Raw genomic sequence first — 25,648 nt, forward strand, 5'->3', positions numbered from 1 at the left:
CGCCGCGAAGCGGTGTGAAAAGCTGGGGGGCATCATATGTCTGAAGCCTTGATGCGCGGGTCGATCACCGCATACAGCACGTCGACCACGAAATTGACGATCACCACCAGCGCGGCCAGCAGCATCACGCAGTTGCGCACCACGACCAGGTCGCGGTTGCTGATGGCCTGGAAGATCAGGCGGCCCAGGCCGGGCAGGTAGAACACGTTCTCCACCACGATGGTGCCGGCCAGCAGCTCGGAGAACTGCATGCCCATCACCGTGATCACCGGGATCATCGCGTTGCGCAGCACGTGGGTCCAGAGCACCATGCGCTGCGACACGCCCTTGGCGCGCGCGGTGCGCACGAAGTCCTCGCGCATCACCTCGAGCACGGCCGAGCGCGTGATGCGCGCCAGGATCGCGGCCTGCACCACGGCCAGCGACAGCGCGGGCAACAGCAGCGACTTGATGCCCGCGAAGATGCCTTCGCCCCAACCGTCGAAGCCGCCGGCCGAGAACCACTTGAGCTGCACCGAGAACACCAGGATCAGCAGGATCGCGAACCAGAAGTTCGGGATCGCGATGCCGACCTGCGTGAGGCTCATCAACCCGACGTCGCCCAGCTTGTTGTGGCGCGCCGCCGCGGTGACGCCGACCAGCAGCGCGAGCACCGTGGTGAGCGCCATCGCCATCACGGCCAGCGGCACGGTCAGCGCGAGCCGTTCGAGGATCAGGTCGAGCACCGGCGAGCTGTAGGCGTAGCTGTTGCCCAGGTCGCCGGTCAGCAGGCCGCCGATCCAGTGCCAGTAGCGTGTCCAGGCCGGTTGGTCGAGCCCGAGCTGCGTCGCCAATGCTGCAACGGCATCGGGCGGCGCATCGGGGCCCAGGAGCAGCTGCGCGGCATTGCCGGGCAGGATCTCCAGGACCAGGAAGACGATGATGGAAGCACCGATCAGCGTACCGATCAGTGTCGCGAAGCGCTTGAATAGAAACAGACTCATGGGGCGGGGCGCAGCATAACCCGACTCCCGCAACAAGCATGCCCGCAGCGGATAATTCAGGCATGGCTCTGATGATCACCGACGAATGCATCAACTGCGATGTGTGCGAGCCGGAGTGCCCCAACGACGCGATCTACATGGGCGAGTCGATCTACGAGATCGACCCGCACAAGTGCACCGAATGCGTGGGCCACTTCGACGAACCGCAATGCGTGCAGGTGTGCCCGGTCGCGTGCATTCCCACCAACCCCGCGCACGTCGAGGCGCGCGACACCCTCTGGATGAAGTTCGAGCGGCTCACGGCCACCAAGGCCGCGGCCAGCGGCGCGGGCGACGCGCCGGTCGCGGCCTGAGCCCGCGCCCCGGGTCGATCAGCCTGCGGCCGGGGCCTTTGCGGCTTTTTTCTTTTTGGGGGCCTTGGCCGTGCCAGGGCCGGCCGCGGTGAAGAAATCGGAGGCCTTGCGCCCCTTGCCCTTGCGACCCGCGGTTGGCGCGGGTTCGACGGGTGTTTTCGCTGCCGAGGGTGCCGGCAGGTGGACCATGGCCGGGCGCTCCTTGTCGCGGCGCAGGCGTTCGGCTTCCATGCGTGCGGCCGTGGCTTGCGTTCTGCGCGTCTGCTCGTCGGCGTCGCGCACCCGTTCGGTGCTCGGCGCGGCATCCGTGGGCACGACCTGGCCGCCGGGGCAGGGCTGGTCGGTGTAGGTGCTGCCGCAGCGCCAGGTGCCGGCCGCTGCAGGGGCCGCAGCAGCCATCGCGATGCAGGCAATGGCCGTGGCGATGGGCCGGTGAAGTCTCTGGACTTTCATTTTTTTCGTCTCCCTTCCTTCTCTTTTCCTCTGTCGCTCGGTGGCGCCGCGCTCAGGGTGCGGCGGGCTCGCTCGCTCCTTCGCCTGCACTCTCGCCCGGTTCGCGCCGGGGCGGTTTGGGGCGCGGGGGCTTGCTCGTGTGGATCAGCAGCGTGGCCTTCTCCATCTCTCCGGCCAGCAACGCGGGCACGGCATGCAGCGTGCGGATGAGCGCGTCGTCGATGGCTTCGCGTTGTTCCTTGAGGGGCTTCTTCAGCACCCAGTTCACCACTTCGGACTTCACGCCCGGGTGGCCGATGCCGATGCGCAGCCGCCAGTAGTCGCCGGTGCCCAGTTGTGCATGGATGTCGCGCAGGCCGTTGTGGCCCGCATGGCTGCCGCCGAACTTGAGCTTGACCTGGCCGGGCACGACGTCGAGTTCGTCGTGCACCACGAGGATCTCCTGCGGCTCGATCTTGAAGAAGCGCGCGAGCGCCGCCACCGACTTGCCCGAGAGGTTCATGAAGGTCTGGGGCTCGAGCAGCCAGACCGGCCGGCCGTTCACCGTCGCGCGGGCCGCGAAGCCGTGGTAGCCGCGCTCGGGCACGAGCGTGACTTTCAGGTCGCGCGCCAGTGCGTCGATCCACCAGAAGCCGGCGTTGTGCCGCGTGGCTTCGTATTCCGGGCCCGGATTGCCCAGGCCGACGAACAACTTGATCATGGGGTGATTATCGTGGTGCCCCAAAAGAAAACGGCCCGCACGAGGCGGGCCGTTGTTCTGCAGGCGGGAGAAGTCTTACTTCTTGGCCGGTGCCTTGGCTGCAGGCGCCTTGGCAGCGGGGGTCTTGGCCGCAGCCTTGCCACCCTTGCCGGCCGGTGCAGCGGCGGCGGCAGCGGCTTCAGCGCCTTCCACCGGTGCATCGACTTCTTCGGCGGCCGGCGCGGTGGCCGAAGCCAGCACGAGGTTCGGCTTGCCGTGGCTGACCCACTTCACGCCGCGCGGCAGCTTGATGTCCTTGAGCGTGACGGTGCCGTTCTTCTTGAGGCCCGACAGGTCGACCTCGATGAATTCGGGCAGTTCCGAGGGCAGGCAGTTCACTTCGAGTTCGGTGGTCACGTGGTTGACCAGGTTCAGCTCGATCTTGACGGCATCGGACTCTTCCTCGCCCTTGAAGTGCACTGGCACCTTCATGGTCATGCGGGTCTTGGCATCGACGCGTTGGAAGTCGATGTGTTGCACCAGCGGACGGAAGGGGTGGTATTGCACGTCGCGCAACAGCACCTTGCTCACTGCGCCGTCCATTTCCATCTCGAGGATGGAGGCGTGGAAGGCTTCCTTCTTCAGGGCGTGCCACAGCGCGTTGTGATCGATTTCGATCAGCTGGGGCGTGGCCTCGCCACCGTAGACGATGCCGGGGGTCTTGCCCGAGATGCGGAGACGGCGGCTCGCACCCGTGCCCTGCTTGGCGCGCTCAAAAGCGACGAATTTCATAGTTAACTCCTTGGAGCGAAGGCGCAATTGCCTCGCTTCTTGAGCGCCGACCGCGACCAGTGCGGCGCCGGTTTCAAAATGGCCTCCCGAATGGGAAGCCTGCTTTTTGCTCAGATCAGAACAGGTTGTCCTGGTCCGAGAACAAACTCATCACCGACTCACCCTTGGAGATGCGCTGGATCGTTTCGGCGATCAGCGGTGCCACGGAGAGTTGACGGATCTTCTTGCAGCCCAACGCGGTGTCGGACAGAGGAATGGTGTTGGTCACGACGACTTCGTCGAGCGCCGAGCCCTGAGCGATGCGCTCGATGGCCGGACCGGAGAAGATCGGGTGCGTGCAGTAGGCGTAGACCTTCTTGGCGCCGCGTTCCTTGAGCACTTCGGCGGCTTTGACCAGCGTGCCCGCGGTGTCGATCATGTCGTCCATGATCACGCAGTTGCGGCCGTCGATCTCGCCGATCACGTTCATCACTTCGCTCACGTTCGCCTTCGGGCGACGCTTGTCGATGATGGCCAGGTCGGTGTTCAGCTGCTTGGCCAGTGCACGCGCACGGACCACGCCGCCGACGTCGGGCGAGACCACGATGAGGTCTTCGTAGTTCTTCTGGCGCAGGTCGCCCAGCAGCACCGGCGACGCGTAGATGTTGTCGACCGGGATGTCGAAGAAGCCCTGGATCTGGTCGGCGTGCAGATCCATCGTGAGCACGCGGGACACACCCACGGTCTGCAGCAGATCGGCCACCACCTTGGCCGAGATCGGCACGCGGCTCGAACGCGGACGGCGGTCCTGGCGGGCGTAGCCGTAGTAGGGGATGACGGCGCTGATCCGCTCGGCCGAGGCGCGCTTGAGCGCATCGACCATCATCAGCAGTTCCATCAGGTTCTCGTTGGTCGGCGCGCAGGTCGACTGCACCACGAAGACATCGCGGGCACGAACGTTCTGGTTGATTTCGACGGTGACTTCGCCGTCGGAGAAGCGGCCCACACGGGCGGCGCCGAGGCCGGTGCCGAGGTGCTGTGCGATCTCCGCGGCCAGACCCGGATTGGCATTGCCGGTGAAAACCATGAAGTCAGGATGTTGAGCCTGCATGAGCGCGTCCAGCAATGCAAATGGCTCTTCAGGGAGCCGCCAGTATTCTCGTGGTCTCTGCAGCCGACCGGCTGCAGATCTCGTTGACCGCGGCGGCGCCGCGAATCTCGTTCATCACGGCCTGAGGGCCGCGATTCATGTCTCACGACCTATTGGTCGTGAGGTGTGTTTTGGCAGGGGCGGAAGGATTCGAACCTTCGCATGCTGGAATCAAAATCCAGTGCCTTAACCAGCTTGGCGACGCCCCTACACGGGTTGACGACCGAGGCCGCCAACCGATATTTCTCTTTCAGTCCGCCCAGCCCTGTAAAGGATGAGCGGCCAGATTGTCGCACTGTCGAAGCTGCCAACCCGAAGGCTCTTGAGGCAAATTCGCTTCATGCGACATCATTGCAAACACCGCGCTTCCCGAGCCTGTCATGCGCGCCTTCAAACCTTGGTGGCCGAGCCATTCGATGGCGTCGGTGACCGCGGGGCAAAGCCGCTGCGCAACCGGCTGCAAGTCGTTGTGACCGAAACTGTAAGCTTCTGATCCGCTGTGTGCAGCAAAGCCAGAGATTATAGCAACAGGAGTTGAGCGTTTCAAATCGGGTGCTGCAAAAATTAATGAAGTCTCCAATCCGGCGTCCGGCTTGAGCACTGCGAAGCGTGCCGCGGGCAGGGTGATGGGGGTGATCTTCTCCCCGACGCCCTCGACCCAGGCGTTGTACCCGCGCAGGAAGAAGGGCACGTCGGCGCCGAGCCGCAAGCCGATGCCTTCGAGCGTGGCGAGCGGCAACCGCAGATCCCACAGGCGATTGAGCGCCAGCAGGCAGGTGGCGGCATCGGAGGATCCGCCGCCCATGCCGGCTTGCGCCGGGACGTGCTTGGCCACGCCGATGTGCGCGCCCTGGCCGGGCCGGGCATGCGCCTGCAGTGCGCGCGCGGCGCGCAGCACCAGGTCGTCGGGCGGCAGCGGCGTGGTCAGGTCCTCGCGGCTGAGCACGCCGTCGTGGCGCAGTTCCAGGTGCAGCGTGTCGCACCAGTCGATCAGCATGAACACCGACTGCAGCAGGTGGTAGCCGTCGGCACGCCGGCCGGTGATGTGCAGGAAGGTGTTGAGTTTGGCCGGCGCCGGGAGGTCGTACAGCGCTTTCATTCGCGTGCGAAGGCGATGCGCAGGTCGGCGCGCGGCAGCGGCGATTCGCGCACGGCCTGCAGGCGGCCTGCGGCCCGCTGCGAGAGATCGGGCTGCCAGCCGGGCACGGCCTCGTCGCGTCCGGCGAGCCAGCCGAACAGCGCGCCGACCGGGATCGAGGCGCCGGTGGCCGCTTCGATCAACGCACCGACCGATGCATAGCGCCGCGTCTCGCTGCCGTTCTTCAACAGCGCCTCGCCGGGCGCCCACTGGAGCTCGGCCAGCGTGCTGCCGATCGGCGTCGTGAGCGTCAGCGTGCCGCGTTCCGGACCGCCGCGCAGATCGAACAGCGCGGAGAAGGTCTGGACCGGGTCGCTGTCGATGCGCAGCGACATGCGGCCGCTCCAGTTCTCGGGGCGCTCGCCGTCGGGCGATGTGGCGTCGGATTTCCCGGGGGTCGCACAGCCGGCGAGCACCACGGCCGCCAGCGCGGCGCCGGAGGCCTTCAGCAGGTGGCGGCGTGCCGTCACAGCTTGATGCGCAGGCGCTTGAGCGTCTCCTGCAGGGTTTCGTTTTCCGCGTCGGCCTGCGCCGCTTCGCGCCAGATGCGCATTGCGCGCTCACGGTCGCCGGCCGTCCAGAGCACCTCGCCCAGGTGGGCGCCGATCTCGGGGTCGGCACGGCGCGTGTAGGCAGCTTCCAGGATGCGCTGGGACTCGGCGGTGTTGCCGAGCCTGAACTCGACCCAGCCCAGGCTGTCGGCGATGAACGGGTCCTGGGGTGCGAGCTGCACCGCCTTGCGGATCAAGGTGCGCGCTTCTTCCAGGCGGATCTTGCGATCGGCGAACGAGTAGCCCAGGGCGTTGTAGGCGTTCTGGTTGTCGGGCCTCAGCACGATCAGGCGGCGCAGCAGGCGCTCCATCTCGTCGAGCCGGTTGAGCTTCTCGGCCATCATGGCCTGGTCGTAGATCAGGTCGGCGTCCTGGGGCGCAGCGGCGCTGGCCTTGGCCAGCAGATCGTAGGCCGGCTGGTACTGCTTGGCGTCGCGCAGCAACTGGACTTCGGCCTGCAGCTTCTGCTTGCCTTCCTCCTCGTTGCGCTCGGGCAGTGCACGCACGAGCTCCCGTGCCTGCTGAACCTTCCCCTGGCGCGCCAGCAGCCCCGCGCGGCGCAGCTGCCAGCCGAGCGCGTCTTCCGCGCTGTCCGAACGCGAGAGCCAACGGTCGGCCTCGGCGAAATCCTTGCGGCGCTCGGCCAGCTGCGACAGCAGCAGATAGGCTTGCGTGAGGCCGCGCCGGGATTCGTCCTCTGCCGGCAGTGCGTTGGCCAGCGTGACGTAGCGCTTGAGCGAGGTCTCGGCCGCCGCATCCTGGCGGGCCTGCGCCTGGAGGCTGCCCAGCAGCACCCAGGGATTGGGCAGCTCGGGCTTTTCGGTGGTGAGGGTCGTGAGCTGGGCGGTCGCGTCGGCATAGCGGCGCGCTTCCATGAGTTCGCGGGCGTAGGCGATGCGCAGCTCCGGCAGGGCCTTCGGGCCGGCGAGGTAGCGCTTGACCAGCGGCTCGGCCAGCGGACGCTCGGGGGCCATCAACTCGAGGGCGAGCAGCGGCGGGCCGTCGGAGGCCGGGTCGGCCGTCTGGCCCTGGATCGCCGCCTCGAGCGCGCCGGTGCTGTCGCCGGCGAGCAGTCGCAGGCGGCCGATCGTGGTCCAGGCCAGGCCAGCCGTCGCGGGATTCTTCACCTCGTCGACCAGTGCCTGCTCCACCACCGATGCGGCCAGCTTCTTGTCGGTAGCGCGGGCGTAGTTGCGCGCAATGACGGCCATCAGCAGCGGATGCTCAGGCAGGGGCGTTGCGGCGATCGCGGCGCGCAACGGCTCGGCCGTCTCCGCGATGCGGTTGAGGGCGATCAAGATTTGCAGCTCGAAGCGGCGTGCCTCGCGCGAATTGGGCAGCGCTTCCTTCCAGGCCTGTGCCGCCGCCAGGGCGGCGTCGCCCGAACGCGACTGCAGCGCGATCTCGACCGCGCGCTGGAACAAGGCGCCGTCGCGCGTGCGGCGGGCCGCGTCGAGCACCAGCGCGTAGCCGGCCCCGGGATCGCCGCCGCGGGCGGTGATTTCGCCCACCAGCACCTCGTAGAAGAGTTCGGCCGTCAGCGCCGAGGCCTTGGCTCCACCTTCGGCCGAGGGCTTGGCTTCTGCTTTGGTCACGGGCGGCGTTCGCTCGATGATCGGCGCGGGGCTCGTCGGTGCCGCGGCCGGCGGCACGGCAGCGGGGGGCTGCTGTGCCTGGGCGGCCATGGCGATCAAGACGAGGGAGAGGGCCGCCGCAAGGCGGAGTCGGCGGGGCGATGGGGTCATCGAACTCATAATAATCCAAGGCTTTTTCATCAGAGCGGCGGCGGGGCATCCGGTTCCCTTGGCGCTCATTCATGTGTCACGCTCGCGCCATGCCCGAACTCCCTGAAGTCGAAGTCACCCGCCGCGGTTTTGTCGACCGCATCGCCGGCGCCCGCATCGAGGCGGTGCGCATGGGCAAGCCCCTGCGCTGGGCGCTGGGCATCGACCCGCAGACGCTGGTGGGGCGCGAAGTCCGGACCGTGCGCCGGCGCGGCAAGTACCTGCTGGTCGAGCTCGACGCCGGCCTGCTGCTGTTGCACCTGGGCATGTCGGGCAGCCTCCGCTTCGACGCAGTGCTGCCGGCGCCGGGGTCGCACGATCACTTCGATCTCGCCACCAGCCGGGGCATCCTGCGCCTGAACGACCCGCGTCGCTTCGGTGCGGTGGTCTACGTGGAGGGCGAGGATTCGCCGCTGGCGCTGAAACTGCTGGGCGGCCTGGGCATGGAGCCGCTGGAAGACAGCTTCGATTTCGAGGCCTTCCATGCCGGTCTGCGGCGGCGTCGCTCCGCGATCAAGCTGGTGCTGCTGGCCGGCGACGTGGTGGTGGGCGTCGGCAACATCTATGCGTCGGAGGTGCTTTTCCTGGCTGGCATCCGGCCCACGGTGGCGGCGTCGCGCATCAGCCGGCCGCGCGCGCTGCGCCTGCATGCGGCGGTCCGCCAGGTGCTGGCGCGCGCGGTGGCGCAGGGCGGCACCACGCTGCGCGACTTTTCCAACATCGACGGCCAGAGCGGCCATTTCCAGATCGAGGCGACCGTCTACGGCCGTGCCGGCGAACCCTGCCGCGTCTGTGCTGCGCCGATCCGGCAGATGCGCCAGGGCCAGCGCTCCACCTATTTCTGCCCGAACTGCCAAAAGCACTGAGCCGCCCGCGGGCAGCGGTCCTTCGCCGCAGCGTCGAATGCTATATTTTGTGAGCCCACTCTTTCTCCCCTCTCCTTGACACGTTCCTTCAACCAGCAATTCGACCAGCACGGCGTCTGGCGCCGCAGTTTTGCGAAGCGGCTGCAATGGTTGTCGGGCTGGCTCGCGGAGAACGAGTTGCTCGACCAGGCCGTGGCGGAGCGCCTGCGCGAACTCGAGGCGCAGATGCGCACCAGCAAGGTCATGGTGGCCTTCGTGGCGGAGTTCTCGCGCGGCAAGTCGGAGCTGATCAATGCGATCTTCTTCGCCGGCTACGGTCGCCGCATCATGCCGGCGAGCGCGGGCCGCACCACCATGTGCCCGACCGAGCTGGGCTACGACGCCAGCCAGCCGCCGAGCCTCCGGCTGCTGCCGATCGAGACGCGGTCCGAACCGCACTCGCTGATGCACTGGCGTGACGAACCCTCGCACTGGGTCGACGTGCCGATCGATGTCGGAGACGCGGCGCAGCTGTCCGAAGCGATGGCCAAGGTGGCCGAAGTGCGATGGGTGCCGCTGGCCGAGGCGCGCACGCTGGGCTTCTGGAGCGACGACGCACCCGACGACAACCCGCTGCCCGACGACCAGGGCCAGGTCGAGATTCCGCGCTGGCGCCATGCGGTGCTCAACATGCCGCATCCGCTGCTCGAGCAGGGCCTGGTGATCCTCGACACCCCCGGCCTCAACGCGATCGGCGCCGAGCCCGAGCTCACGGTGAGCCTGATCCCGCGCGCGCATGCGGTGGTGTTCATCCTCGGCGCCGACACCGGTGTGACGCGCTCCGACCTGGCCATCTGGCGGGAGCACCTGGTCACCGAGGGCGATGCGGGCGACACCCGCATCGTGGTGCTCAACAAGATCGACACGATGTGGGACACGCTGAGCACGCCCGTGCAGATCGATGCGCAGATCGAGCGCCAGCGCCAGGGCGCGGCCGAGTTGCTGGGTGTGCCGCTGCCTCAGGTGCTGCCGGTGTCGGCCCAGAAGGGCCTGCAGGCGAAGATCCGTCGCGACGCGCCGCTGCTGCAGGCCAGCCGGCTGCCGGGCCTCGAGGCCGTGCTGGGCGAAGGCCTGCTGGGCAAGCGCGAGACCATGCTGCGCCTGGCCGTCGACGCCGGCATCGCCTCGCTGCGCGCCGAGGCGTCGCGCATTCTTCAGGTGCGCCAGCGCGACCTCTCCGAACAGGTGCTGGAACTGCAGGGCCTGCGGGGCAAGAACGCCTCGGTGATCCGCCACATGCGTGGGCGGATCGAGCAGGAGCAGTCCGAATTCGAATCCAGCAACGTGCGCATCCTGGCCGTTCGCTCGGTGCAGGGCAAGCTGCTGCGTGAGGTCTATGCGGTGCTCGGCAGCACCGCGCTCAAGGCCGACATGGGCCGCCTCGCCGCAGCGTTGAAGCGTCCGGGCATCAAGCTCAGCGTGCGCAAGGTGTATGGCGCGACCTTCGATGCCTTGCGCAACAACCTGCGCGAGGTGCAGGCCACCACGGGCGAGATCCAGTCGATGCTGCATGCCACCTTCCGCCAGCTCAATGCCGAGCACGGCTTCACGCTGCAGGCGCCGGCCGAGCCCGACCTGACGAGCTTCGAGCAGCAACTCACGCAGATCGAGGGCAGCCATCTGCACTACCTCGGCGTCAGCAACCTGCTGAAGCTGGCACAGGCCGACTTCTGCGACAAGCTGGTGCGGGCCCTGGCGAGCCGCCTGCGCGTGGTCAACGAGGCTGCGATGGCCGAGGTGGAGCGCTGGAGCAAGGGTGCGGGGGCTCAGCTCGACGCCCAGCTCAAGGAGCGCCGCCGCAATTTCGGGCGTCGGCTGGAGTCGGTCGAACGCATCCAGGGCGCGGCCGGCAATCTCGAAGAGCGGCTGGCCGAGATCGCCGCACAGGAGAGCGGCCTGGCCGACCTGCAACGGCGCCTCGACGAACTCACCGCGCTGCTGATCAGCAACGAGGCATCGACTCCGGTGGGCGCCTCCAGCGTGCACGGCATCGTCAGTGCGGCGTGAGATCGGGCCGGCGCGCCACGCGATGAAGGCGGAGCCCGCAACGCTCGGCTTCGCCGCGCATGTCGTCGCCTGGCAGAGGACCCACGGCCGCAGCGAGCTCCCGTGGCAGAACACCCAGGATCCCTACCGCGTGTGGCTCTCGGAAGTCATGCTGCAGCAGACCCAGGTCAGCACGGTGCTGGGGTACTTCGCCCGCTTTCTCACACGCTTTCCCGATGTGGCGGCGCTGGCCGCGGGCACCGAGGACGAGGTCTTCGGTCTCTGGAGCGGGCTGGGCTACTACAGCCGCGCACGCAACATGCATCGCTGTGCGCAGGAAGTGGTGGCGCGCTTTGGCGGCGCGTTTCCGCGCAGCGCGGCCGAACTCACGACGCTGCCGGGCATCGGCCGCTCCACGGCCTCGGCCATCGCGGCCTTCTGTTTCGGCGAGCGTGTGGCGATCCTCGACGGCAACGTCAAGCGCGTGCTCACGCGGCTGTTGGGCTTCGACGGCGACATGTCGTCGAGCGCCCAGGAGCGCGCGCTGTGGGACATCGCCACGCAACTGCTGCCGCCGGCCGACCAGCCCGCCGACATCGCGCGCTACACGCAGGGCGTGATGGACCTGGGTGCGACGGTCTGTCTGCCGCGCCGCCCGAGCTGCATGATCTGCCCGGTCGGCGCGCTGTGCGTCGCGCGGCGCGAGGGCGAGCCCGAGCGTTACCCGGTCAAGACACGCAAGCTGCGGCGCACGGCGCAGTCTTTGTGGATGCTGCAGGCCGACGACGGTGCCGACCGGGTCTGGCTGGAGAAGCGTCCGGCGCGGGGCATCTGGGCCGGTCTCTACAGCCTGCCGGTGTTCGAGAGTCGCGAGGCCTTGCTGGCGGTGCTGTCGCCGGCCGAGCGCGCGTCGGTGGTCGATGCGCCGGCCTTCCTGCATGTGCTCACGCACAAGGACCTGCACCTGCATCCGGTCCGGGTCATGAGCGAAGGCCGTTCGCTGGGCGACAGCGGCGCATGGTTCACGGCCGCGTCGTGGTCCGCGCTGGGCTTGCCGGCGCCGGTGCGCAAGCTGCTGGCGCAGCCGCCGGTGGCGCTGGAACGCTCCTAGATCCCGTCCAGCTCGCGGTGCCGCTTGAGCGCGGCCCAGCGCGCGCTGAAACCTCGGGCCAGCTGTTCGACCAGGAACACCGAGCGGTGCTGCCCGCCGGTGCAGCCGATGGCCACCGTGACGTAGCTGCGGTGGTCCTGCGCCAGCGCGTCGAGCCAACGCTCGAGGAACTGCGTGATGTCACCGTACATACGGCCGACGTCGTCGTGCTCGCGCAGCCACTCGATCACCGCGGTGTCGCGGCCGGTCAGCGGACGCAGCGCCGGCACGTAGTGCGGATTGGGCAGCATGCGCACGTCGAACACGTAGTCGGCGTCCAGCGGCACGCCGCGCTTGAAGGCGAAGGACTCGAAGACCAGCGTCAGCGTGCTCTGCGGCGCGGAGATCAGCGCCTTCACATAGCTCTGCAGCTGGGCCGGCCGGATGATGCTGGTGTCGATCACGTCGGCGCCGTCGCGCAGGTCGGCCAGCAGCTCGCGCTCGAGGTCGATGGCCTGCACCAGCACGCGCTGCTGCTCGGGGGCATCGCCGCGTTCCTCCTGGCGCGACAGCGGATGGCGCCGGCGCGTCTCGGAATAGCGGCGCACCAGCGCGTCGGTGGTGGCGTCGAGGAACAGCGAGCGCAGGGCCACGCCTTCTTGGCGCAGCCGTTCCAGCTGCTGGGGAACCTGCGGCAGCGACACGCCGCTGCGCACGTCCATCGCGATCGCGACATGGGTGGCGCGCTGCTGGCGCTGCAACGCGATGAACGGGGCCAGCAGTTCGGGCGGCAGGTTGTCGACGCAGTAGTAGCCCGCGTCTTCCAATGCATGCAGCGCCACCGACTTGCCCGAGCCGGACATGCCTGTGATCAGCACCAGGTTGAATTCGGCGTCTTGGATTTCGTCGGTCATGGAACTGGGTCTTGCGGTGTTGTCGCTCATGCGGTCCCTACGCTCTGCCGGTCGAGCATTTCGCGGGCATGGGCGAGCGAGGTGGCGGAACTGCGTTCGCCGCCGAGCATGCGCGCGATCTCGCGGGTGCGTGATTCCGCGGCGAGCGTGGTGACGCCGCTCTCGGTGCGCGGACCCTGCGTGCCGTCGGCCGGTGCCGCACGCTTGGCCACCAGCAGATGGTGGTCGGCGCAGGCCGCGACCTGTGGCAGATGGGTGACGGCCAGCACCTGCCGGTCGCGCCCCAGTTGCTGCATGAGGCGACCGACCGTCTCGGCCACCGCGCCGCCGACGCCGGCATCGACCTCGTCGAAGATCAGCGTCTGCGCGGTACCGAGCTCGCTGGTCGTGACCGCGATGGCCAGCGCCACGCGCGACAGTTCGCCGCCCGAGGCCACCTTGCCGATCGGCCTCGGCGTGCTGCCCGGATGGCCGGCGACGAGGAAAGCCACTTCCTCGAGTCCGGCGCGGCCCGGCTGCGCGAGCGGCTGCAGCGCGACGTCGAAACGTCCGCCCTGCATGCCCAGGCCCTGCATCGCCTGCGTCACGGCCTGCGCGAGCTTCGGCGCGGCCTGCTTGCGCGATTTGCCCAGGGCCTTGGCCTCTTTCATGTAGACCTGCTGCGCGGTCTGCTCGGCGCGCTCGAGCCCCTCGAGGTCGCTCTGTGCGTCCAGTGCCTTCAACTCGGCCTGCCAGCTCGCAAGAAGACCCGGCAGCTCGACCGGCGTGCGCTTGTAGCGGCGCGCCAGCGACATCCACAGGCCCATGCGCTCGTCGAGATCGGCCAGGTGCTGTGGATCGGTGTCGGTGTGGCGCAGGTAGCCGTGCAGCGAGTGGGCTGCGTCCGCGGCCTGTGCCACGCTCGAGGCCAGCACTTCGGACAGCGCCTTGAATTCTGGCTCGATGTGTTCGCAGTCCTGCAGCAGCGAGAGCGCGCGGTTCAGGGCCACCAGCGCGCCCTGGTCGTCGTCCTCGAGGGCCGCGCGCGCGCCGCCGGCGGCATCGATCAGCGCCTGCGCATTCGAGGCGCGGCCGTGGTTGGCCGACAGCTCCTCCCACTCGTCGTCACCCGGCGCCAGCTTCTGCACCTCGGCGATCTGCCATTGCAGCCGCTCGCGTTCGCGCTGCAGAGAGTCCTGTGCCGAGCGGGCCGTGGCCAGCGTGCCCAGCGCCTGGCGCCAGGCCTGCCAGGCGGTGTCGAGCGCATCGGTGCGCACGCCGGCGTAGGCATCGAGCAGGCCGCGCACGGCGTCGGGCCGGGTCAGGCTCTGCCAGGCATGCTGGCCGTGGATGTCGAGCAGGTGGTCGCCCAGCTCGCGCAACTGGGTGGCGGTGGCCGGGCTGCCGTTGATCCAGCCGCGGCTGCGGCCCTGCAGGTCGACGGTGCGTCGCAGAAGAAGCGCGTCGCCGGTCTCGAAGCCGCCTTCGTCCAGCCACTCGGCGAGCGCAGGGTCGGCATCGAATTCGGCGCTGACGTCGAGGCGCTCGGCGCCTTCGCGCACGGCGCCGGCATCGGCACGGTTGCCCAGCGCCAGCTGCAGGGCGTCGATGAGGATGGACTTGCCGGCGCCGGTCTCGCCGGTCAGCACGGTGAAGCCCGAGGACAGGTCGATTTCGAGGGCGCGCACGATCACGAAGTCGCGCAGTGCGATGCGTCGCAGAGCCATCAGAGGTCCAGGTGAAGCGAAGCGCGGGCGCGCGGGGTGGCGGGGGGCATCAGGAACCTCCTTCGTTCCAGTGCAGTTTCTTGCGCAGCGTGTCGAAGTAACTCCAGCCCCGTGGATGCAGAAAGCGCACGTGGTAGTCGGAGCGGCGCACCACGACGCGGTCGCCGATCTCGACCGAGGCCAGCGACTGCATGTCGAAATTGGCGCTGGCGTCGCGGCCCGACACGAGCTCGATCGAGATCTCGTCGGCGTCGGGCAGCAGGATCGGGCGGTTCGACAGCGTGTGCGGCGCGATCGGCACCAGCACCCAGCCCGGGATCGACGGGTGCAGCAGCGGGCCGCCGGCCGAGAGCGAGTAGGCGGTCGAGCCCGTGGGCGACGCGATGATCAGGCCGTCGGCGCGCTGGTTGGCCACGAAATGGTTGCCCACCGAGACGCGCAGCTCGACCATGCCGGAGGTGGCGCCGCGGTTGACCACCACGTCGTTCATCGCGAGCGCGTCGAACACGCAGGCGCCTTCGCGCATCACCTGGGCATGCAGCAGGCTGCGATGGTCTTCCTCGTACTCGCCGGCCAGCATCGGCACCAGCGTGTCGCGGTAGTTGCCGAGCGGAATGTCGGTGATGAACCCCAGCCGGCCGCGGTTGATGCCGATCAGCGGCACGCCGTAGGGCGCCAGCTGCCGCGCGATGCCGAGCATGGTGCCGTCGCCGCCGACCACCAGGCCGAGGTCGCATTGCTCGCCGATTTCCTCGACACTCAGGGCCGCATAGCGGCTGTGCGTGATCTCGTCGGCCGTGCCGCGCTCGACCGACACCTTGCAACCCTGCGATTCGAGGAAGGCGCCGATGTCTTCCATGACGTCGTCCGATGCGCCTGTCGGCGTCCGGCGGCCGGGCGCTTGGTATTTGCCAATAAGGGCGACATGCCGGAAGCGGGAGGTCATCAACAAATTACCGTTTCAGGATGGCGCCGACACGCTTGACCATCCGCTCCTTACACGCGCTGTCACGCTCTGATTCCAGCGCTGCCACAACGATCCAATCGCGCGGGTCTTGCCCGATCTCTTCGGCCAGTGCGCCCGCGATCGCAGGAGACAGATGCTCGCGATCGCGTGCGTTGTAGAGAGCTTGCGCAGACAGGCCAAGACGCTTCGTCCACGTAGCGATGCTCGGTTCCACCTTTAGCGCGCTCGCTAGCAGGTTCATGGTCGTTTGCATATCAGCGGATTCCTCATGTTGTGTAGAAGCTACTCAAGTCGTGTAAGTATAGAAAACGCTTGCTACTCAAGGTGAGTAGACGATAGGCTCCGTTGCACTACTCACATTGAGTAGCACTTCACTGGAGCCACCAATGATCAAGGTATCGATCCCCGCCGTCATCACCCGTAATCAAGCCGGTATCGGCAAAGCATCGGGCAAAGCCTACAACATGGATTTCCAAACGGTGTACGTCCACACCGTGGGTAAGGACGGCAAGCCCGCTCCCTTCCCCGAGAAGACCGAAATCATCCTCGACAAGAACGAACAAGGCCAGCCGATGGCCTACGCGGTCGGGGAATACCAGTTGCACCCCGCCAGCTTGTACGTGGACCGCCAGGGCAATCTCGCGGTGGCTCCGCGTCTGGCACCCATCACTCGCTGAGCGGGGGCATTCATGCAATCCGTAGAGATCGCCCGCGCAGTGCGCAAGGCGAACCTCGAATCGGCGGTGCTGGCGCTCCTGCGGTTTGCGCAGGAAGAAGGCTATGACGGCCTCGAAGTGTCTGCATCGGTCGATGACGGCCAGTCCGTTATCGATCTGTCGTTCACGCAAAAAGGCGTCCCTATGTCGGGCGAGTCGCTGTGAACGCCGATCAACATCCCGGCGTGCAATGGTGGAACGCGTTGACGGAGGCCGACCGTCGCTTCTGGCTCGCCTGCGCTGTCTCGGCTGTACCGGCTGACGCATGGGCGTACTACCGGCGGGTAGCAGCATGAAGCGCGACCCGATCAACCTCGCGCAGATCGCGCTTTTCGAGCCCGACGCGCCCGAAGCCCTGCGCCAACTCACAGCCCACGCTGCACGCTTCGAGCGAGCGCTTGAGGCCGCTGATCGTTGGGAGGCCTGCTGGCTTCCTGGTGCACGCGACGAGGCTCTGCGCCAAGCCGATGACGCGTTCGCGCTGTGGCTTGTCTGCGCCATCTTCCTGGACCTGGAGCGCTGCCTGTGAAGCGCTTCCTCGCCATCATCGTTCGCGGCTACGGCTGGAAGCTCGGCGCTCTCGCTGCCGTCGCTACGGTCGCTGTCCTGAAGTCGCTATGACGCACGTCACCGACTGGAACGGGCCGTTCTTTCTGGAGTGCGTCGTCGTCGGTGTCGGCGTCGTGCTGGTCATCGCATTCGCCGCGTGGCTCCTGAGGTGTGTTCGATGACTGTCGCAGCTCTCTTCGTTCGCAGAGCTAACCACTATGCGGCCCTCGGTTGCGACTGCTACGACGCTGACCGCGATGCGCTGACCTGGCAGGGTGGCGCACCTGGTGTCTTCCATCCGCCGTGCCGCTCATGGGGCCAGCTTTCCCACTTCGCCAAGCCACGTGATGGCGAACGCGAGCTGGCGATTTGGGCGATGGAAAACGTTCGGCAGTTCGGCGGCGTGCTTGAGCATCCCTATTCGTCGCGCCTCTGGCGTGCTTCCGGGTGTCTCGGCTTCGGCATGCGCGATCAGCACGGCGGCGTGCTGGTGCCCGTGCTTCAGAGCTGGTGGGGTCATCGTGCACCGAAGAAGACGGCGCTTTACATCGTCGGTCCGATACCCGAGATCCCCTACGTCGCGGACGCACCTACTGTGACGACCGTCGAGCGCATGGGCCGTCCTGAGCGCGAACGCACGCCGGAGGCCTTCGCCGCCTGGCTGGTCGACGTGGCGAGAGCCTGCGCATGAGCTACTTCGGCGCGCATCAATCCATGGTCGACGCTGCTCGCGTGCAGTCGATGGACGCGCTTCGCGCGTTCTCCGCTCGCAACTTCGCGCGAGCTGGCGAGGCTGCTGAAGCGCGCGCAGCGCGCGGGCTTGTCTCAGTATCAACAAGTGGTTTTGATGCACTGCCCACCGCCTTCCGGTGGCAAGAACAGTGCATCACCATCGACCGCGCGCAAGCCCGCGTCACTCGCCTGCGCAAGGGCGTGGGCGTGGCATCGAAGTGCCTCCTGAACCTGGGCGAAGGCCCCGCCGAAAACAACGTCATGGTCACGCTGACCTACGACACGGGCCGCGTCGATTCTGCGGCTGTCGGGCATCACTACTGGAAGCCGCGCCACGTCTCCGACTACATCCGCGCAGTGCGCCAGTGGTTCGCGAAGCGCTGCCCTGGCCAGCGTCTTCGCTACGTGTGGGTCGCAGAGTTGCAGAAACGCGGCGTGCTGCACTACCACGCGGTCTTTTTCCTTCCGGCAGGGGTGAGCATGCCCCGTGCCGACAAACGCGGCTGGTGGCCTCACGGCATGACCAACACGCTCAAGGCAACCGCGCCGGTTGCGTACCTCATGAAGTACGCCAGCAAGGCCGACAGCAAATCCATTGGAGGTTTCCCACGTGGCTCTCGCATCTACGGAATCGGGGGCTTGGATGCTCCTGGCGCTGCTTTCAAGCGGTGGGTTCTTTGGCCTGCGTATGTGCAGGGCAATGCTTCGGTCTCCGACCGCTTCCGACCTGCGCAGGGAGGCGGCTTTATCAATGCTGCGACCGGAGAGCTTCTCCAGTCTGAGTTCGCACCAACAGGCGGCGGTTTTTCAAGCTTTATCCGCGTCCGAACTACGCCCCGCGCTATCGAGGCAAGCGGCCCTTTCTCGTGGGCTCCAACACACACAGATTCAGCGGACGCCGGTCCCGTTGCATACCTTCATTAACTGACCGGCAACAACCTCAAGAAAGTTCATCATGAATAAGTTTGCTCGCATCGTTCGTTCGCCCCGTACCGCCGTCTCTTCCGCTCTGGCAGCGGTTGCTTCGGCTTCGCATGCCGCTCTGCCCGCTGGCGCAGCAGCAGCCATCGAAGGTGTCGGTACCGACGTGGTGACCGCCGTTGGTCTGGTCATCGTGGCTGGCATCAGCATCTACGCCGCGAAGAAGCTCGGCCAAAAGATGGGCTGGCTGTAAGCCAGTCGGGGAGGCTCCAGCATGGCAGCACAGACCATCGAATGCGCAACGGCATGCACGGTCACGCTGCTGCTGGAGCCGGCCCCTGTCACGACAGAGAAGCTCGAAGACATCAGCATGGCCTTCGGGCTGATGCTCTTCCTGGTCATCCTCGTGTGGGGTGGCCGTCAGGTCTACAACGTGTTCAACGGCGGCCCTCATGACGGTGGCTAAAAATGTCCTCAATCGAATTCATGTTCAGCGGCTTCTGCTTGCTGCTGCTCTTCTTGGCTTTTCGCTGAGCGTCACTGCTGCGAAGCTTCCGGCCTGGGGCTCTGTGCCCTACGGCCAAAGCGGTAAGACCACGTCCTTCGGGCTCGGTAACCAGTCCGGTTCGATCACGCCGCCGCCTGGCTGGCAGGCCGCTGGTAACTATGGCATTCCGAAGGCCCCAGTCCAGGGCACCAGTTTTGCGCTCGGTGCCGATGGCAAGGTCTTCATTCCGAACAAGGCCGGGTACTACGACGGTGTCATGTACCCATATCGCGTCGGCGGCGATCTCAAGCTCGGCGACCTGGCTGCGGCCGCTGCGGGCTTCCTCGGTGGGCCGCTTGGTGTCGCGTGCATGCTGGCCTGCCCTCTTGCGCTTGACTGGCTTGACAAGGCCGGTGCGCGCATTGCACCAGATGGCAAGGGCCTGCAGCGCCAAGACCCTGATATCAAGAAATCGAACGGCAAAGAATATCGTTGGTACACCAACGGCTCTCGGGTGGGGCAGTGGACCCTCGACCCCCTGCAGGCGTGCCGTGGTTATGTCGCGGATCAAAACGCAAACGCGCAATTTGGGTTCACCTACGCTGACCCCCGCATTGGACCGCTAGACGGGCACGGCGATTCGTACTGCTTCTATCGTGCGATTGCCCCGGGGACCAGCGGCTTTGAAACTGGTTCAGATCTTCAAGAACGCCAAAGTGAGAGCTGCCCGGCGGGTTGGTACATCAGACCGGGCGGCACGTGCACTCCGGTTGCAGATGACGCTTGGATTCCCGCCTCGATGGACGACATTGCGCCATACATGGCACAGAAGGCTCCGGACCCTGGCGTGGTGGGCGAGTTGCTGCGCCAGGGTGCCGACATCCCGCTGCCGTCGCCTTTGACGGTAACGGGGCCGACCGTCATTCCCGGGAAGGAGAACACGACGACCAACCCCGACGGGTCGCGCACGGTCGAGAAAACGACGTACAACTTTCAGACCTCGGGCAACACGATCACGAACATTTCGAACGTCACCAACACAACGACGTACAACACCGACAACAGTGTTCGGAACACGACCACCAAGACCGAAACGCCCGCTGAAGAAGAGGCTGAGAAAGACCCGGAGGACCCCTGCAAGAAGAACCCGGAGCGCGTCGATTGCATGGAAACCGACACGCCAGAGGCCGAGATTCCGAAGACGACGAAGAACATCACTTTTGAGGCAGAGGACGTGCTCGGCGGCGGCGCATGTCCTGCCAACGTCACGACCTCGTTTCAGACGCTCGGTGGGCAGTCAGCAACGATCATCGACTGGCAGACCTTCTGCGGCCACGCGCTGCCGCTGCGCGCTTTGGTGATGGGCCTCGCGGCCATCATGGCTTTCTTCATCATCATGCCGGGCGGGGTACGCGAATGAAGTTCGGAACGTTCCTCATCGGGCTTGTAGAGCCGATCCTTGCCAAGCTGTTGATGGCGCTCGGCTTCAGCGTCGTCTCCATCGTCGGCGTTGATGCCGCGCTGAACACGGTCAAGGGGATGATTGTCAGCAACCTCTCAGGCCTCGGCGGCATCATCGACTTCGCGCTGTATCTTTGGCTCGGCAAGGCGCTCGGCGTGATCTTCGGCGCGTGTGCGACTAAGTTGATGCTCTGGAACATCCAGAACGCCACGAAGATTCTCGGCAAGAGCAACGGCTGATGTTGACCGTCATTACAGGCCTGCCCGGATCAGGCAAGACAGCCGGCGTCGTAGAGCGCTTCCTGATGCCGCTCGCTGCCAAGGACTGGCAGGAACAGGCCATCACGCCCGATGGCGAGAAGATCACAGTCAAACGCCGGTTGCTCACCAACATCAACGGCCTCTTGCTCGAGCACGAGAAGATCGACGCCGACGACCTGGCGCGCTGGCACGAGTGGGCCAAGCCTGGCGATCTGATCGTCTTCGATGAAGTGCAAAAGCCATGGCCGCTGACGGGCGCGAACAAGGAACAGCCAAAGTGCATCACCGAACTGGAGACGCACCGCCATTACGGCATCGACATGATCCTGATGACGCAGCACCCGATGCTTATCAACGCGGCAATCGTGCGTCTGGCCGGGCAGCATTTGCACATTCGGAAGCTCGGCAATTCCCGCTTCGCCACCATCTACGAATGGGACGGCGTGAGCCGCACGCTGCTGTACAAAAACGCCTTCGCCAAAAAGGCCTGGCGGCGCAGCAAGGACGCGGAGAAGGTCTATCGATCAAGCTCGCTGCACACGAAGCAAAAGCGCGCGATACCCACGGTGCTGTTCGTCATCATCGCGTGCCTGGTCGGCTTCCCAGCCCTGGCCTGGAAGTTTGGCGGCAGCTTTCAAGAACGCTACTTCGGTGGCAAGCCGCTCATTCCGGTTGCCACGCCCGCACAGCCGGGCGGCAAGGCCCCGCATGAGCCCGTGGCCGCTTCGAGCGCGCCAGAGGCACCCCTACCCACGCCGCCAGCCTCAAGCCCGGTCCGTGAGCCGGCCTTCGCCGGATGTGCCCGCATCAGGGACCGATGTCAGTGCTTCGACACGGCAGGCTTTCCCGTCGACAAGGACAAGCTCTTTTGCGAAGACGCCACGCGCGTTGCTTCGGGCATCGGGAAGGCCCTCGAAATCATTTCTGACGCCAACCCCTACCGCGAGCAGCTTGAGCGCCAGAGATGGGCGGATGATGACCGCGAGGTATTCGCCGCCATGGCTCGCCGTGAGGATATGAAGAGAGCGAAAGAGCGCTAGCTTGCGACGCGCTCTGCAGCGAACTCGCTTCATTGCTAAGCGGTATTCGAAGGGACCCGCTTGCGGGGGATGGTCCTCCGATCTGAGACGGTTCCCGGCCCATGGGTGGTGCTCGTGGAACACCCTGTTACATTGAGCGAATGGGTATCCAAGACCGTGACTATTACCGCGAATGGTGGAACAACCGAGACAAGCCGAAGCGTAAGTTTTTCCGGCTGCCTACCCGTTCGAATCGAGGCGCTCCACCGCCGCTGTGGGGGGCTGATTGGCATTGGTCCCTCAAGCTGCTGGTTTGGCTCGCTATCGTGGTTCTCATCCTGGCGGCCATCAGGTTGCTGCGCTAGAGCGCGGTGTTGATCGGCTATGCACGCGTCTCGACCAGTGAGCAGGAGACGCGGCTGCAGATTGACGCGCTCAAAAAGGCTGGGGTCCGAAGGCTGTTTTCTGAGAAAACCAGTGGGGTGGGGCCTCGGCCTCAGTTGCATAGGGCGTTGGCTGTGCTTCGGCCTGGTGACGTGCTGGTCGTATACAAGCTCGATCGGCTGGCGCGTAGCCTCAAGGACCTTCTCAGTCTGCTCGACCGTCTTCGCGCAGAGGGCTGCGCTGTCCGCTCGTTAACCGAGCCCATTGATACCTCGTCAGCGATCGGAGAGCTGATCCTGCAGATACTGGGCGCGGTGGCCCAGTTCGAACGATCGCTGATCAGAGAGCGCTGCAGCGCTGGGCGTGTGGCGGCCATGGCACGAGGCGTGAGGTTCGGTCGTTCGCCTCTTTTGGGGCCTGATGATGTCGCCCTTGCATGTAGGCTCTACAGCGACGGATTCAGTATCTATGAGGTGGCTGCTGTTCTGGATTGCTCGTTTAGCGCGATACGAAATGCGTTGGTGCGTGCTGGTGTCAGCCGGCGTGGACACAATGGGCGATGACCTTTTGCGAGAAATGAACGATGAAGCGCTTTCAAAGCTGGCTAACCGATGCAATCTTCCTTGCCTTTGTCTCGGTGTCGGGCTACGGACTAGCCTTCGTCTTTGAGCTCGGCTTCGCATGGCATTCGGGATTTCCGACTTATGTTATAGCGCCTACACCTTCGAACATCGCTGCGGCAGTGCTTGTTATAGCGACACTGGGCTTAGGGCTTCCCATGTTCGGGATGTTTTTGTTGGAGCGAAGAGACCTCCACGAGCGAGTTCATAGCGCAATCGTGCTAATGTATTTCGTGTTCATCTTGCTGGGTATGGCCGTGGCTCCCGATGGCTGGCCTACGTACATTTTTGCTGCTTTTGGTATTTGGGCCATGGCGACCTTTTGGGTTGGCGAGCAGCGGTCAAAAAAGCGGCGCTTATTGAGCGGGCCCATATTTTCCTGGTCACCCCTGGTGCGGCATCAGTTCAGTGTGTTGCTAACGATCGCCCCTATAACTCTTGCGTCTTTGACACTTTACGCAGGCGCTGCTACGGGTCGGTCTCAGCAGACGTTTTATTTTCTAGCCTTGAAGCCGGATTTCGCTGTTATTAGGATGTACGGCGAGGTGGTGGTGGCCGCGAGGATTAACCGTGCAACCAGTTTATTTACCGGAGAGTACATCATAGGCAAATTTGACAGTGACGATATGAAGCTGAGCCTGAAGCGCGAACGTCTGGCTGGGCGGCGGCCCCTACGTGCGTTCGAGGCTGAATAATGTTGAAGCCCCTGCGGTGATTCTTTAGGTACTGTAATGACATATTGTTTTGCGTTCAAATACAGGAAGAGCGTCTACATGTTCGCTGATTCTGCGATCACCTTTCAGACAGGTGCGCCAGGGACTGGCGGTGTGTCTTCCTTTGGAGAGGCGGCGCGAATGACCCCTTCTGGGTATGTTCAAGAGGGTTTGCAGAAGCTTATGGTTGTCTCTGAGGATTGCGTAATTGCTTACGCGGGCGACGTTCGAAGGGCGACAGAAGTCGGGGCTTTGTTCAAGACCCTTCATCGCCCGTTGTCCTCCATTGAAGGGACGGTGGCGGCGGTTGCCGCATCCATCGATTTGACCCATTCTGATCTGTTTGAGTTCTTGATTGCAAGGCAGACAGATGCAGGCGCAGAGCTTTGGCGTTGGCGTTCTGACTCCCCAGTCCCAAAAGTTATCGAGAACGAAGCGTCCATCGGAAGCCTTGAGTCGTGGCATACGGATATGACTAAACAGGTCGTGCTCCTGCTGAGCAATGGAGCTTTGGATGAGCGTCGAATGCTCCTCTCGGTCACTGCTCTGATTCAGAGCTACGGTCTACATGACCCATTGTTTGACCAAGGCGTTGGTGGTGCCATTTGCTCGCTGCGCCTCACTCCGTTCGGCGTCGAATGGCTGCCTGATTCAAATTTTCTCGTGGTCACGAACGAAATGACCACAGGTCACGTAATTACTATTTTGCACCGAAGCCATGCCATGGTGGTTTCTTCATCTTACGAAACTACTATTGGGCCAATGGCTTACCTCAACTCGGTAACTCATCCTAGCGCTGACGCTTGGTTCGAGCATTGGGCTGTAGTCATCAAGCGTCAACTCGACGCAGCGGCGGCGCGCTACTGGATTTTCTTGTCCCCGGAATGGCTGAACATTCTGATCGTAGACGCCGAGGATGTAACGAACATTTTGCCGATCTGCAGAATTCTGCCCACGGCGCCTGGCCAGTACGAAGTCGCTTTTCATGATCTGCTCGCAGACGTGATAAGGGCGCGGCCTCCCGTCAGCGGGCCCGATGGAGGTAAGCCGATGGCGCTGGCTTTCGTGAGCGCGGCGAGCGCAGTCAAGTCTCTTAACGAAATGGCTCAAGCGCGAAAAGAGCGGAGAGAAAACGCTGCGAGCATCGGTGATTCTTAAAGTACAACACTAAAATCAGACGATGCTGGACGACCGCGCCAAGTTGCTTCTCAAGACGCTTGTCGAGCGCTATATCTCCGACGGACAACCCGTCGGCTCGCGCACGCTCTCGCATGCCTCGGGGCTGGAGCTGTCGCCCGCGACCATCCGCAACGTGATGTCCGACCTCGAGATGCTCGGTCTCATCACAAGCCCCCACACTTCGGCCGGTCGCATTCCCACGGCGCGCGGCTACCGGCTGTTCGTCGACACCATGCTGACCGCGCAACGGGAGCAGTTGCCCGCGCCGAGCCTGGCGCCCGACCAGCCGCAGAAGGTGATCGCCAATGCCGCGCACCTGCTGTCGAGCCTGTCGCAGTTCGTCGGCGTGGTGCTGGCGCCGCGCCGGACCTCGGTGTTCAAGCAGATCGAGTTCCTGCGCCTGTCCGACAAGCGACTGCTGGTGATCATCGTGTCGCCCGACGGCGACGTGCAGAACCGCGTGATCTTCCCCGACACGGAGTATTCGCAGTCGCAGCTGGTCGAGGCGGCGAACTACATCAATGCGCACTATGCGGGCCTGACGATCGAGCAGGTGCGCGACCGCCTGCAGTCCGAGGTCGAGAAGCTGCGGGGCGAGATCGCCTCGCTGATGCAGGCCGCGATGCAGGCAAGCTCCGAGGTCATGACCGAATCGCAGGACGATGTGGTGGTGTCCGGCGAGCGCAACCTGCTGGCCGTGACCGATTTTTCCAGCGACATGGGCCAGCTGCGGCGCGCCTTCGACCTGTTCGAGCAGAAGGCGCAGCTCATGCGGCTGCTCGACGTGTCGAGCAAGGCCGAGGGCGTGCGCATCTTCATCGGCGGCGAGAGCCAGGTCGTGCCTTTCGAGGAACTGTCGGTCGTGAGCGCCAATTACGAGGTCGACGGGCAGGTGGTCGGCACGCTGGGCGTGATCGGCCCGACCCGCATGCACTACGACCGGATGATCCAGATCGTCGACATCACCTCGCGCCTGGTGAGCAATGCGCTGAGCCACCGCAAACCCTGAGCCGCGCTCCACTAGAATTCGTCCGCGTGGGCCGTTAGCTCAGTTGGTTAGAGCAGCGGACTCATAAGATTCTAGAGTGGCATTTCGTAAGCCCTTGCAGGCGTTGAGAAATTCCACTAATCTTGACGCTAAGTCTTTGATCTACAAAGACTTTTCAGCACGACATA

At 65.1% G+C, this 25,648-nt stretch carries 30 protein-coding genes and 1 tRNA gene; 18 read left to right on the forward strand and 13 right to left on the reverse strand.

The annotated features are described in order from the left end of the window. Positions 1–32 precede the first annotated feature (32 nt). Positions 33–983, reverse strand: coding sequence for an ABC transporter permease (locus ACSFBC_RS24765; protein WP_435512994.1), 951 nt, complete (start codon positions 981–983; stop codon positions 33–35). A gap of 62 nt (positions 984–1,045) precedes the next feature. On the opposite strand from ACSFBC_RS24765, the gene ACSFBC_RS24770 reads away from it, so the two are divergent. Beyond that, positions 1,046–1,336: a YfhL family 4Fe-4S dicluster ferredoxin gene (locus ACSFBC_RS24770; protein ID WP_435512995.1), complete on the forward strand. Its 291-nt coding sequence runs from the start codon at positions 1,046–1,048 to the stop codon at positions 1,334–1,336. An 18-nt stretch (positions 1,337–1,354) separates the two neighbouring features. Here ACSFBC_RS24770 and ACSFBC_RS24775 read toward each other — a convergent pair whose 3' ends face one another. From ACSFBC_RS24775 to ACSFBC_RS24810, 8 genes are all read right to left on the reverse strand, one after another. After that, entirely contained in the window at positions 1,355–1,789 is a 435-nt protein-coding gene (locus ACSFBC_RS24775) for a hypothetical protein (RefSeq protein WP_435512996.1), read from the reverse strand. 52 nt (positions 1,790–1,841) lie between these two features. Then, on the reverse strand, positions 1,842–2,489 hold the full coding sequence (pth, locus tag ACSFBC_RS24780) for an aminoacyl-tRNA hydrolase (protein ID WP_435512997.1): 648 nt from the start codon (positions 2,487–2,489) through the stop codon (positions 1,842–1,844). 75 nt (positions 2,490–2,564) lie between these two features. Then, on the reverse strand, positions 2,565–3,260 hold the full coding sequence (locus ACSFBC_RS24785) for a 50S ribosomal protein L25/general stress protein Ctc (protein WP_435512998.1): 696 nt from the start codon (positions 3,258–3,260) through the stop codon (positions 2,565–2,567). A gap of 115 nt (positions 3,261–3,375) precedes the next feature. Further along, positions 3,376–4,350 (reverse strand): ribose-phosphate pyrophosphokinase, encoded by a 975-nt coding sequence (locus ACSFBC_RS24790; RefSeq protein WP_183025476.1) that lies wholly within the window; start codon positions 4,348–4,350, stop codon positions 3,376–3,378. A 171-nt stretch (positions 4,351–4,521) separates the two neighbouring features. Then, positions 4,522–4,598, reverse strand: a tRNA-Gln gene (locus ACSFBC_RS24795). A gap of 41 nt (positions 4,599–4,639) precedes the next feature. Next, positions 4,640–5,488 carry a 4-(cytidine 5'-diphospho)-2-C-methyl-D-erythritol kinase gene (ispE, locus tag ACSFBC_RS24800; protein ID WP_435512999.1) on the reverse strand — a complete coding sequence of 283 codons (849 nt, stop codon included), beginning with the start codon at positions 5,486–5,488 and terminating at the stop codon, positions 4,640–4,642. Further along, positions 5,485–5,997 (reverse strand): lipoprotein insertase outer membrane protein LolB, encoded by a 513-nt coding sequence (locus ACSFBC_RS24805; protein ID WP_435513000.1) that lies wholly within the window; start codon positions 5,995–5,997, stop codon positions 5,485–5,487. The genes ispE and ACSFBC_RS24805 overlap by 4 nt, the downstream gene beginning before the upstream one ends. After that, the gene (locus tag ACSFBC_RS24810; protein ID WP_435513001.1) at positions 5,994–7,823 is read right to left on the reverse strand and encodes a heme biosynthesis protein HemY; all 1,830 of its coding nucleotides are present in this window, start codon (positions 7,821–7,823) and stop codon (positions 5,994–5,996) included. Before ACSFBC_RS24810 ends, ACSFBC_RS24805 begins: the two co-directional genes overlap by 4 nt. An 89-nt stretch (positions 7,824–7,912) precedes the next feature. Between ACSFBC_RS24810 and mutM the strand changes: the two genes are divergently transcribed. The 3 genes from mutM to mutY all read left to right on the forward strand — a co-directional run bounded on the left by mutM (position 7,913) and on the right by mutY (position 11,864). Beyond that, positions 7,913–8,728, forward strand: coding sequence for a bifunctional DNA-formamidopyrimidine glycosylase/DNA-(apurinic or apyrimidinic site) lyase (mutM, locus tag ACSFBC_RS24815; protein ID WP_435513002.1), 816 nt, complete (start codon positions 7,913–7,915; stop codon positions 8,726–8,728). 75 nt (positions 8,729–8,803) lie between these two features. Next, the gene (locus tag ACSFBC_RS24820) at positions 8,804–10,774 is read left to right on the forward strand and encodes a dynamin family protein (RefSeq protein WP_435513003.1); all 1,971 of its coding nucleotides are present in this window, start codon (positions 8,804–8,806) and stop codon (positions 10,772–10,774) included. 22 nt (positions 10,775–10,796) lie between these two features. After that, positions 10,797–11,864, forward strand: a complete 1,068-nt coding sequence (gene mutY / locus ACSFBC_RS24825; RefSeq protein ID WP_435513004.1) for an A/G-specific adenine glycosylase — start codon at positions 10,797–10,799, stop codon at positions 11,862–11,864. Here the strand turns inward: mutY and rapZ are convergent. The 4 genes from rapZ to ACSFBC_RS24845 are packed head-to-tail and all read right to left on the reverse strand — an operon-like array spanning position 11,861 to position 15,683. Further along, a complete protein-coding gene (rapZ, locus tag ACSFBC_RS24830) occupies positions 11,861–12,757 on the reverse strand; it encodes an RNase adapter RapZ (protein ID WP_435513005.1) in 897 nt (298 codons plus the stop codon). The two genes, mutY and rapZ, sit on opposite strands and share 4 nt — an antisense overlap. A 26-nt stretch (positions 12,758–12,783) precedes the next feature. Next, positions 12,784–14,463, reverse strand: coding sequence for a DNA repair protein RecN (gene recN / locus ACSFBC_RS24835; protein WP_435513006.1), 1,680 nt, complete (start codon positions 14,461–14,463; stop codon positions 12,784–12,786). A 49-nt stretch (positions 14,464–14,512) separates the two neighbouring features. Further along, complete coding sequence (locus tag ACSFBC_RS24840; RefSeq protein WP_435513007.1) at positions 14,513–15,409, reverse strand: NAD kinase; 897 nt, start codon at positions 15,407–15,409, stop codon at positions 14,513–14,515. A gap of 7 nt (positions 15,410–15,416) precedes the next feature. Continuing rightward, positions 15,417–15,683, reverse strand: a complete 267-nt coding sequence (locus ACSFBC_RS24845) for a hypothetical protein (protein WP_435513008.1) — start codon at positions 15,681–15,683, stop codon at positions 15,417–15,419. Between the two features lie 133 nt (positions 15,684–15,816). On the opposite strand from ACSFBC_RS24845, the gene ACSFBC_RS24850 reads away from it, so the two are divergent. From ACSFBC_RS24850 to hrcA, 14 genes are all read left to right on the forward strand, one after another. Further along, positions 15,817–16,107, forward strand: a complete 291-nt coding sequence (locus ACSFBC_RS24850) for a single-stranded DNA-binding protein (protein ID WP_435513009.1) — start codon at positions 15,817–15,819, stop codon at positions 16,105–16,107. Positions 16,108–16,119: 12 nt separating this feature from the next. Next, positions 16,120–16,311: a hypothetical protein gene (locus ACSFBC_RS24855; protein WP_435513010.1), complete on the forward strand. Its 192-nt coding sequence runs from the start codon at positions 16,120–16,122 to the stop codon at positions 16,309–16,311. Positions 16,312–16,438: 127 nt separating this feature from the next. Continuing rightward, positions 16,439–16,675 (forward strand): hypothetical protein, encoded by a 237-nt coding sequence (locus tag ACSFBC_RS24860; protein WP_435513011.1) that lies wholly within the window; start codon positions 16,439–16,441, stop codon positions 16,673–16,675. Between the two features lie 198 nt (positions 16,676–16,873). Continuing rightward, a complete protein-coding gene (locus ACSFBC_RS24865) occupies positions 16,874–17,386 on the forward strand; it encodes a hypothetical protein (protein ID WP_435513012.1) in 513 nt (170 codons plus the stop codon). Beyond that, the gene (locus ACSFBC_RS24870; RefSeq protein WP_435513013.1) at positions 17,383–18,351 is read left to right on the forward strand and encodes a rolling circle replication-associated protein; all 969 of its coding nucleotides are present in this window, start codon (positions 17,383–17,385) and stop codon (positions 18,349–18,351) included. The genes ACSFBC_RS24865 and ACSFBC_RS24870 overlap by 4 nt, the downstream gene beginning before the upstream one ends. A gap of 31 nt (positions 18,352–18,382) precedes the next feature. Beyond that, complete coding sequence (locus ACSFBC_RS24875; protein ID WP_435513014.1) at positions 18,383–18,601, forward strand: hypothetical protein; 219 nt, start codon at positions 18,383–18,385, stop codon at positions 18,599–18,601. Positions 18,602–18,622: 21 nt separating this feature from the next. Continuing rightward, positions 18,623–18,814 (forward strand): hypothetical protein, encoded by a 192-nt coding sequence (locus ACSFBC_RS24880; RefSeq protein WP_435513015.1) that lies wholly within the window; start codon positions 18,623–18,625, stop codon positions 18,812–18,814. Then, positions 18,801–20,255: a virulence factor TspB C-terminal domain-related protein gene (locus ACSFBC_RS24885; RefSeq protein ID WP_435513016.1), complete on the forward strand. Its 1,455-nt coding sequence runs from the start codon at positions 18,801–18,803 to the stop codon at positions 20,253–20,255. The genes ACSFBC_RS24880 and ACSFBC_RS24885 overlap by 14 nt, the downstream gene beginning before the upstream one ends. Beyond that, on the forward strand, positions 20,252–20,536 hold the full coding sequence (locus tag ACSFBC_RS24890; RefSeq protein WP_435513017.1) for a DUF2523 family protein: 285 nt from the start codon (positions 20,252–20,254) through the stop codon (positions 20,534–20,536). The genes ACSFBC_RS24885 and ACSFBC_RS24890 overlap by 4 nt, the downstream gene beginning before the upstream one ends. Next, the gene (locus ACSFBC_RS24895; RefSeq protein WP_435513018.1) at positions 20,536–21,597 is read left to right on the forward strand and encodes a zonular occludens toxin domain-containing protein; all 1,062 of its coding nucleotides are present in this window, start codon (positions 20,536–20,538) and stop codon (positions 21,595–21,597) included. The genes ACSFBC_RS24890 and ACSFBC_RS24895 overlap by 1 nt, the downstream gene beginning before the upstream one ends. A 350-nt stretch (positions 21,598–21,947) precedes the next feature. Beyond that, positions 21,948–22,523 carry a recombinase family protein gene (locus ACSFBC_RS24900; protein ID WP_435513019.1) on the forward strand — a complete coding sequence of 192 codons (576 nt, stop codon included), beginning with the start codon at positions 21,948–21,950 and terminating at the stop codon, positions 22,521–22,523. A 20-nt stretch (positions 22,524–22,543) separates the two neighbouring features. Further along, entirely contained in the window at positions 22,544–23,275 is a 732-nt protein-coding gene (locus tag ACSFBC_RS24905) for a hypothetical protein (RefSeq protein ID WP_435513020.1), read from the forward strand. Positions 23,276–23,353: 78 nt separating this feature from the next. After that, positions 23,354–24,451 carry a hypothetical protein gene (locus ACSFBC_RS24910; protein WP_435513021.1) on the forward strand — a complete coding sequence of 366 codons (1,098 nt, stop codon included), beginning with the start codon at positions 23,354–23,356 and terminating at the stop codon, positions 24,449–24,451. A gap of 22 nt (positions 24,452–24,473) precedes the next feature. Beyond that, complete coding sequence (hrcA, locus tag ACSFBC_RS24915; RefSeq protein WP_435513022.1) at positions 24,474–25,481, forward strand: heat-inducible transcriptional repressor HrcA; 1,008 nt, start codon at positions 24,474–24,476, stop codon at positions 25,479–25,481. Positions 25,482–25,648: the final 167 nt, after the last annotated feature.

Source organism: Variovorax frigidus (assembly GCF_051216515.1).
Classification (GTDB): Bacteria; Pseudomonadota; Gammaproteobacteria; order Burkholderiales; family Burkholderiaceae_C; genus Variovorax.

What these genes read in the sequence shown, in the direction of transcription:
- ACSFBC_RS24765 (WP_435512994.1), bottom strand. Translation starts at nt 983, where the DNA reads ATGAGTCTGTTTCTATTCAAGCGCTTCGCGACACTGATCGGTACGCTG.
- ACSFBC_RS24855 (WP_435513010.1), top strand. Translation starts at nt 16,120, where the DNA reads ATGCAATCCGTAGAGATCGCCCGCGCAGTGCGCAAGGCGAACCTCGAA.
- ACSFBC_RS24770 (WP_435512995.1), top strand. Translation starts at nt 1,046, where the DNA reads ATGGCTCTGATGATCACCGACGAATGCATCAACTGCGATGTGTGCGAG.
- ACSFBC_RS24845 (WP_435513008.1), bottom strand. Translation starts at nt 15,683, where the DNA reads ATGCAAACGACCATGAACCTGCTAGCGAGCGCGCTAAAGGTGGAACCG.
- ACSFBC_RS24775 (WP_435512996.1), bottom strand. Translation starts at nt 1,789, where the DNA reads ATGAAAGTCCAGAGACTTCACCGGCCCATCGCCACGGCCATTGCCTGC.
- mutM (WP_435513002.1), top strand. Translation starts at nt 7,913, where the DNA reads ATGCCCGAACTCCCTGAAGTCGAAGTCACCCGCCGCGGTTTTGTCGAC.
- rapZ (WP_435513005.1), bottom strand. Translation starts at nt 12,757, where the DNA reads ATGACCGACGAAATCCAAGACGCCGAATTCAACCTGGTGCTGATCACA.
- ACSFBC_RS24810 (WP_435513001.1), bottom strand. Translation starts at nt 7,823, where the DNA reads ATGACCCCATCGCCCCGCCGACTCCGCCTTGCGGCGGCCCTCTCCCTC.
- ACSFBC_RS24850 (WP_435513009.1), top strand. Translation starts at nt 15,817, where the DNA reads ATGATCAAGGTATCGATCCCCGCCGTCATCACCCGTAATCAAGCCGGT.
- ACSFBC_RS24910 (WP_435513021.1), top strand. Translation starts at nt 23,354, where the DNA reads ATGTTCGCTGATTCTGCGATCACCTTTCAGACAGGTGCGCCAGGGACT.
- ACSFBC_RS24880 (WP_435513015.1), top strand. Translation starts at nt 18,623, where the DNA reads ATGGCAGCACAGACCATCGAATGCGCAACGGCATGCACGGTCACGCTG.
- recN (WP_435513006.1), bottom strand. Translation starts at nt 14,463, where the DNA reads ATGGCTCTGCGACGCATCGCACTGCGCGACTTCGTGATCGTGCGCGCC.
- mutY (WP_435513004.1), top strand. Translation starts at nt 10,797, where the DNA reads ATGAAGGCGGAGCCCGCAACGCTCGGCTTCGCCGCGCATGTCGTCGCC.
- ACSFBC_RS24890 (WP_435513017.1), top strand. Translation starts at nt 20,252, where the DNA reads ATGAAGTTCGGAACGTTCCTCATCGGGCTTGTAGAGCCGATCCTTGCC.
- ACSFBC_RS24790 (WP_183025476.1), bottom strand. Translation starts at nt 4,350, where the DNA reads ATGCAGGCTCAACATCCTGACTTCATGGTTTTCACCGGCAATGCCAAT.
- ACSFBC_RS24865 (WP_435513012.1), top strand. Translation starts at nt 16,874, where the DNA reads ATGACTGTCGCAGCTCTCTTCGTTCGCAGAGCTAACCACTATGCGGCC.
- pth (WP_435512997.1), bottom strand. Translation starts at nt 2,489, where the DNA reads ATGATCAAGTTGTTCGTCGGCCTGGGCAATCCGGGCCCGGAATACGAA.
- ACSFBC_RS24840 (WP_435513007.1), bottom strand. Translation starts at nt 15,409, where the DNA reads ATGACCTCCCGCTTCCGGCATGTCGCCCTTATTGGCAAATACCAAGCG.
- ACSFBC_RS24785 (WP_435512998.1), bottom strand. Translation starts at nt 3,260, where the DNA reads ATGAAATTCGTCGCTTTTGAGCGCGCCAAGCAGGGCACGGGTGCGAGC.
- ispE (WP_435512999.1), bottom strand. Translation starts at nt 5,488, where the DNA reads ATGAAAGCGCTGTACGACCTCCCGGCGCCGGCCAAACTCAACACCTTC.
- ACSFBC_RS24870 (WP_435513013.1), top strand. Translation starts at nt 17,383, where the DNA reads ATGAGCTACTTCGGCGCGCATCAATCCATGGTCGACGCTGCTCGCGTG.
- ACSFBC_RS24885 (WP_435513016.1), top strand. Translation starts at nt 18,801, where the DNA reads ATGACGGTGGCTAAAAATGTCCTCAATCGAATTCATGTTCAGCGGCTT.
- ACSFBC_RS24895 (WP_435513018.1), top strand. Translation starts at nt 20,536, where the DNA reads ATGTTGACCGTCATTACAGGCCTGCCCGGATCAGGCAAGACAGCCGGC.
- ACSFBC_RS24860 (WP_435513011.1), top strand. Translation starts at nt 16,439, where the DNA reads ATGAAGCGCGACCCGATCAACCTCGCGCAGATCGCGCTTTTCGAGCCC.
- ACSFBC_RS24875 (WP_435513014.1), top strand. Translation starts at nt 18,383, where the DNA reads ATGAATAAGTTTGCTCGCATCGTTCGTTCGCCCCGTACCGCCGTCTCT.
- hrcA (WP_435513022.1), top strand. Translation starts at nt 24,474, where the DNA reads ATGCTGGACGACCGCGCCAAGTTGCTTCTCAAGACGCTTGTCGAGCGC.
- ACSFBC_RS24905 (WP_435513020.1), top strand. Translation starts at nt 22,544, where the DNA reads ATGAAGCGCTTTCAAAGCTGGCTAACCGATGCAATCTTCCTTGCCTTT.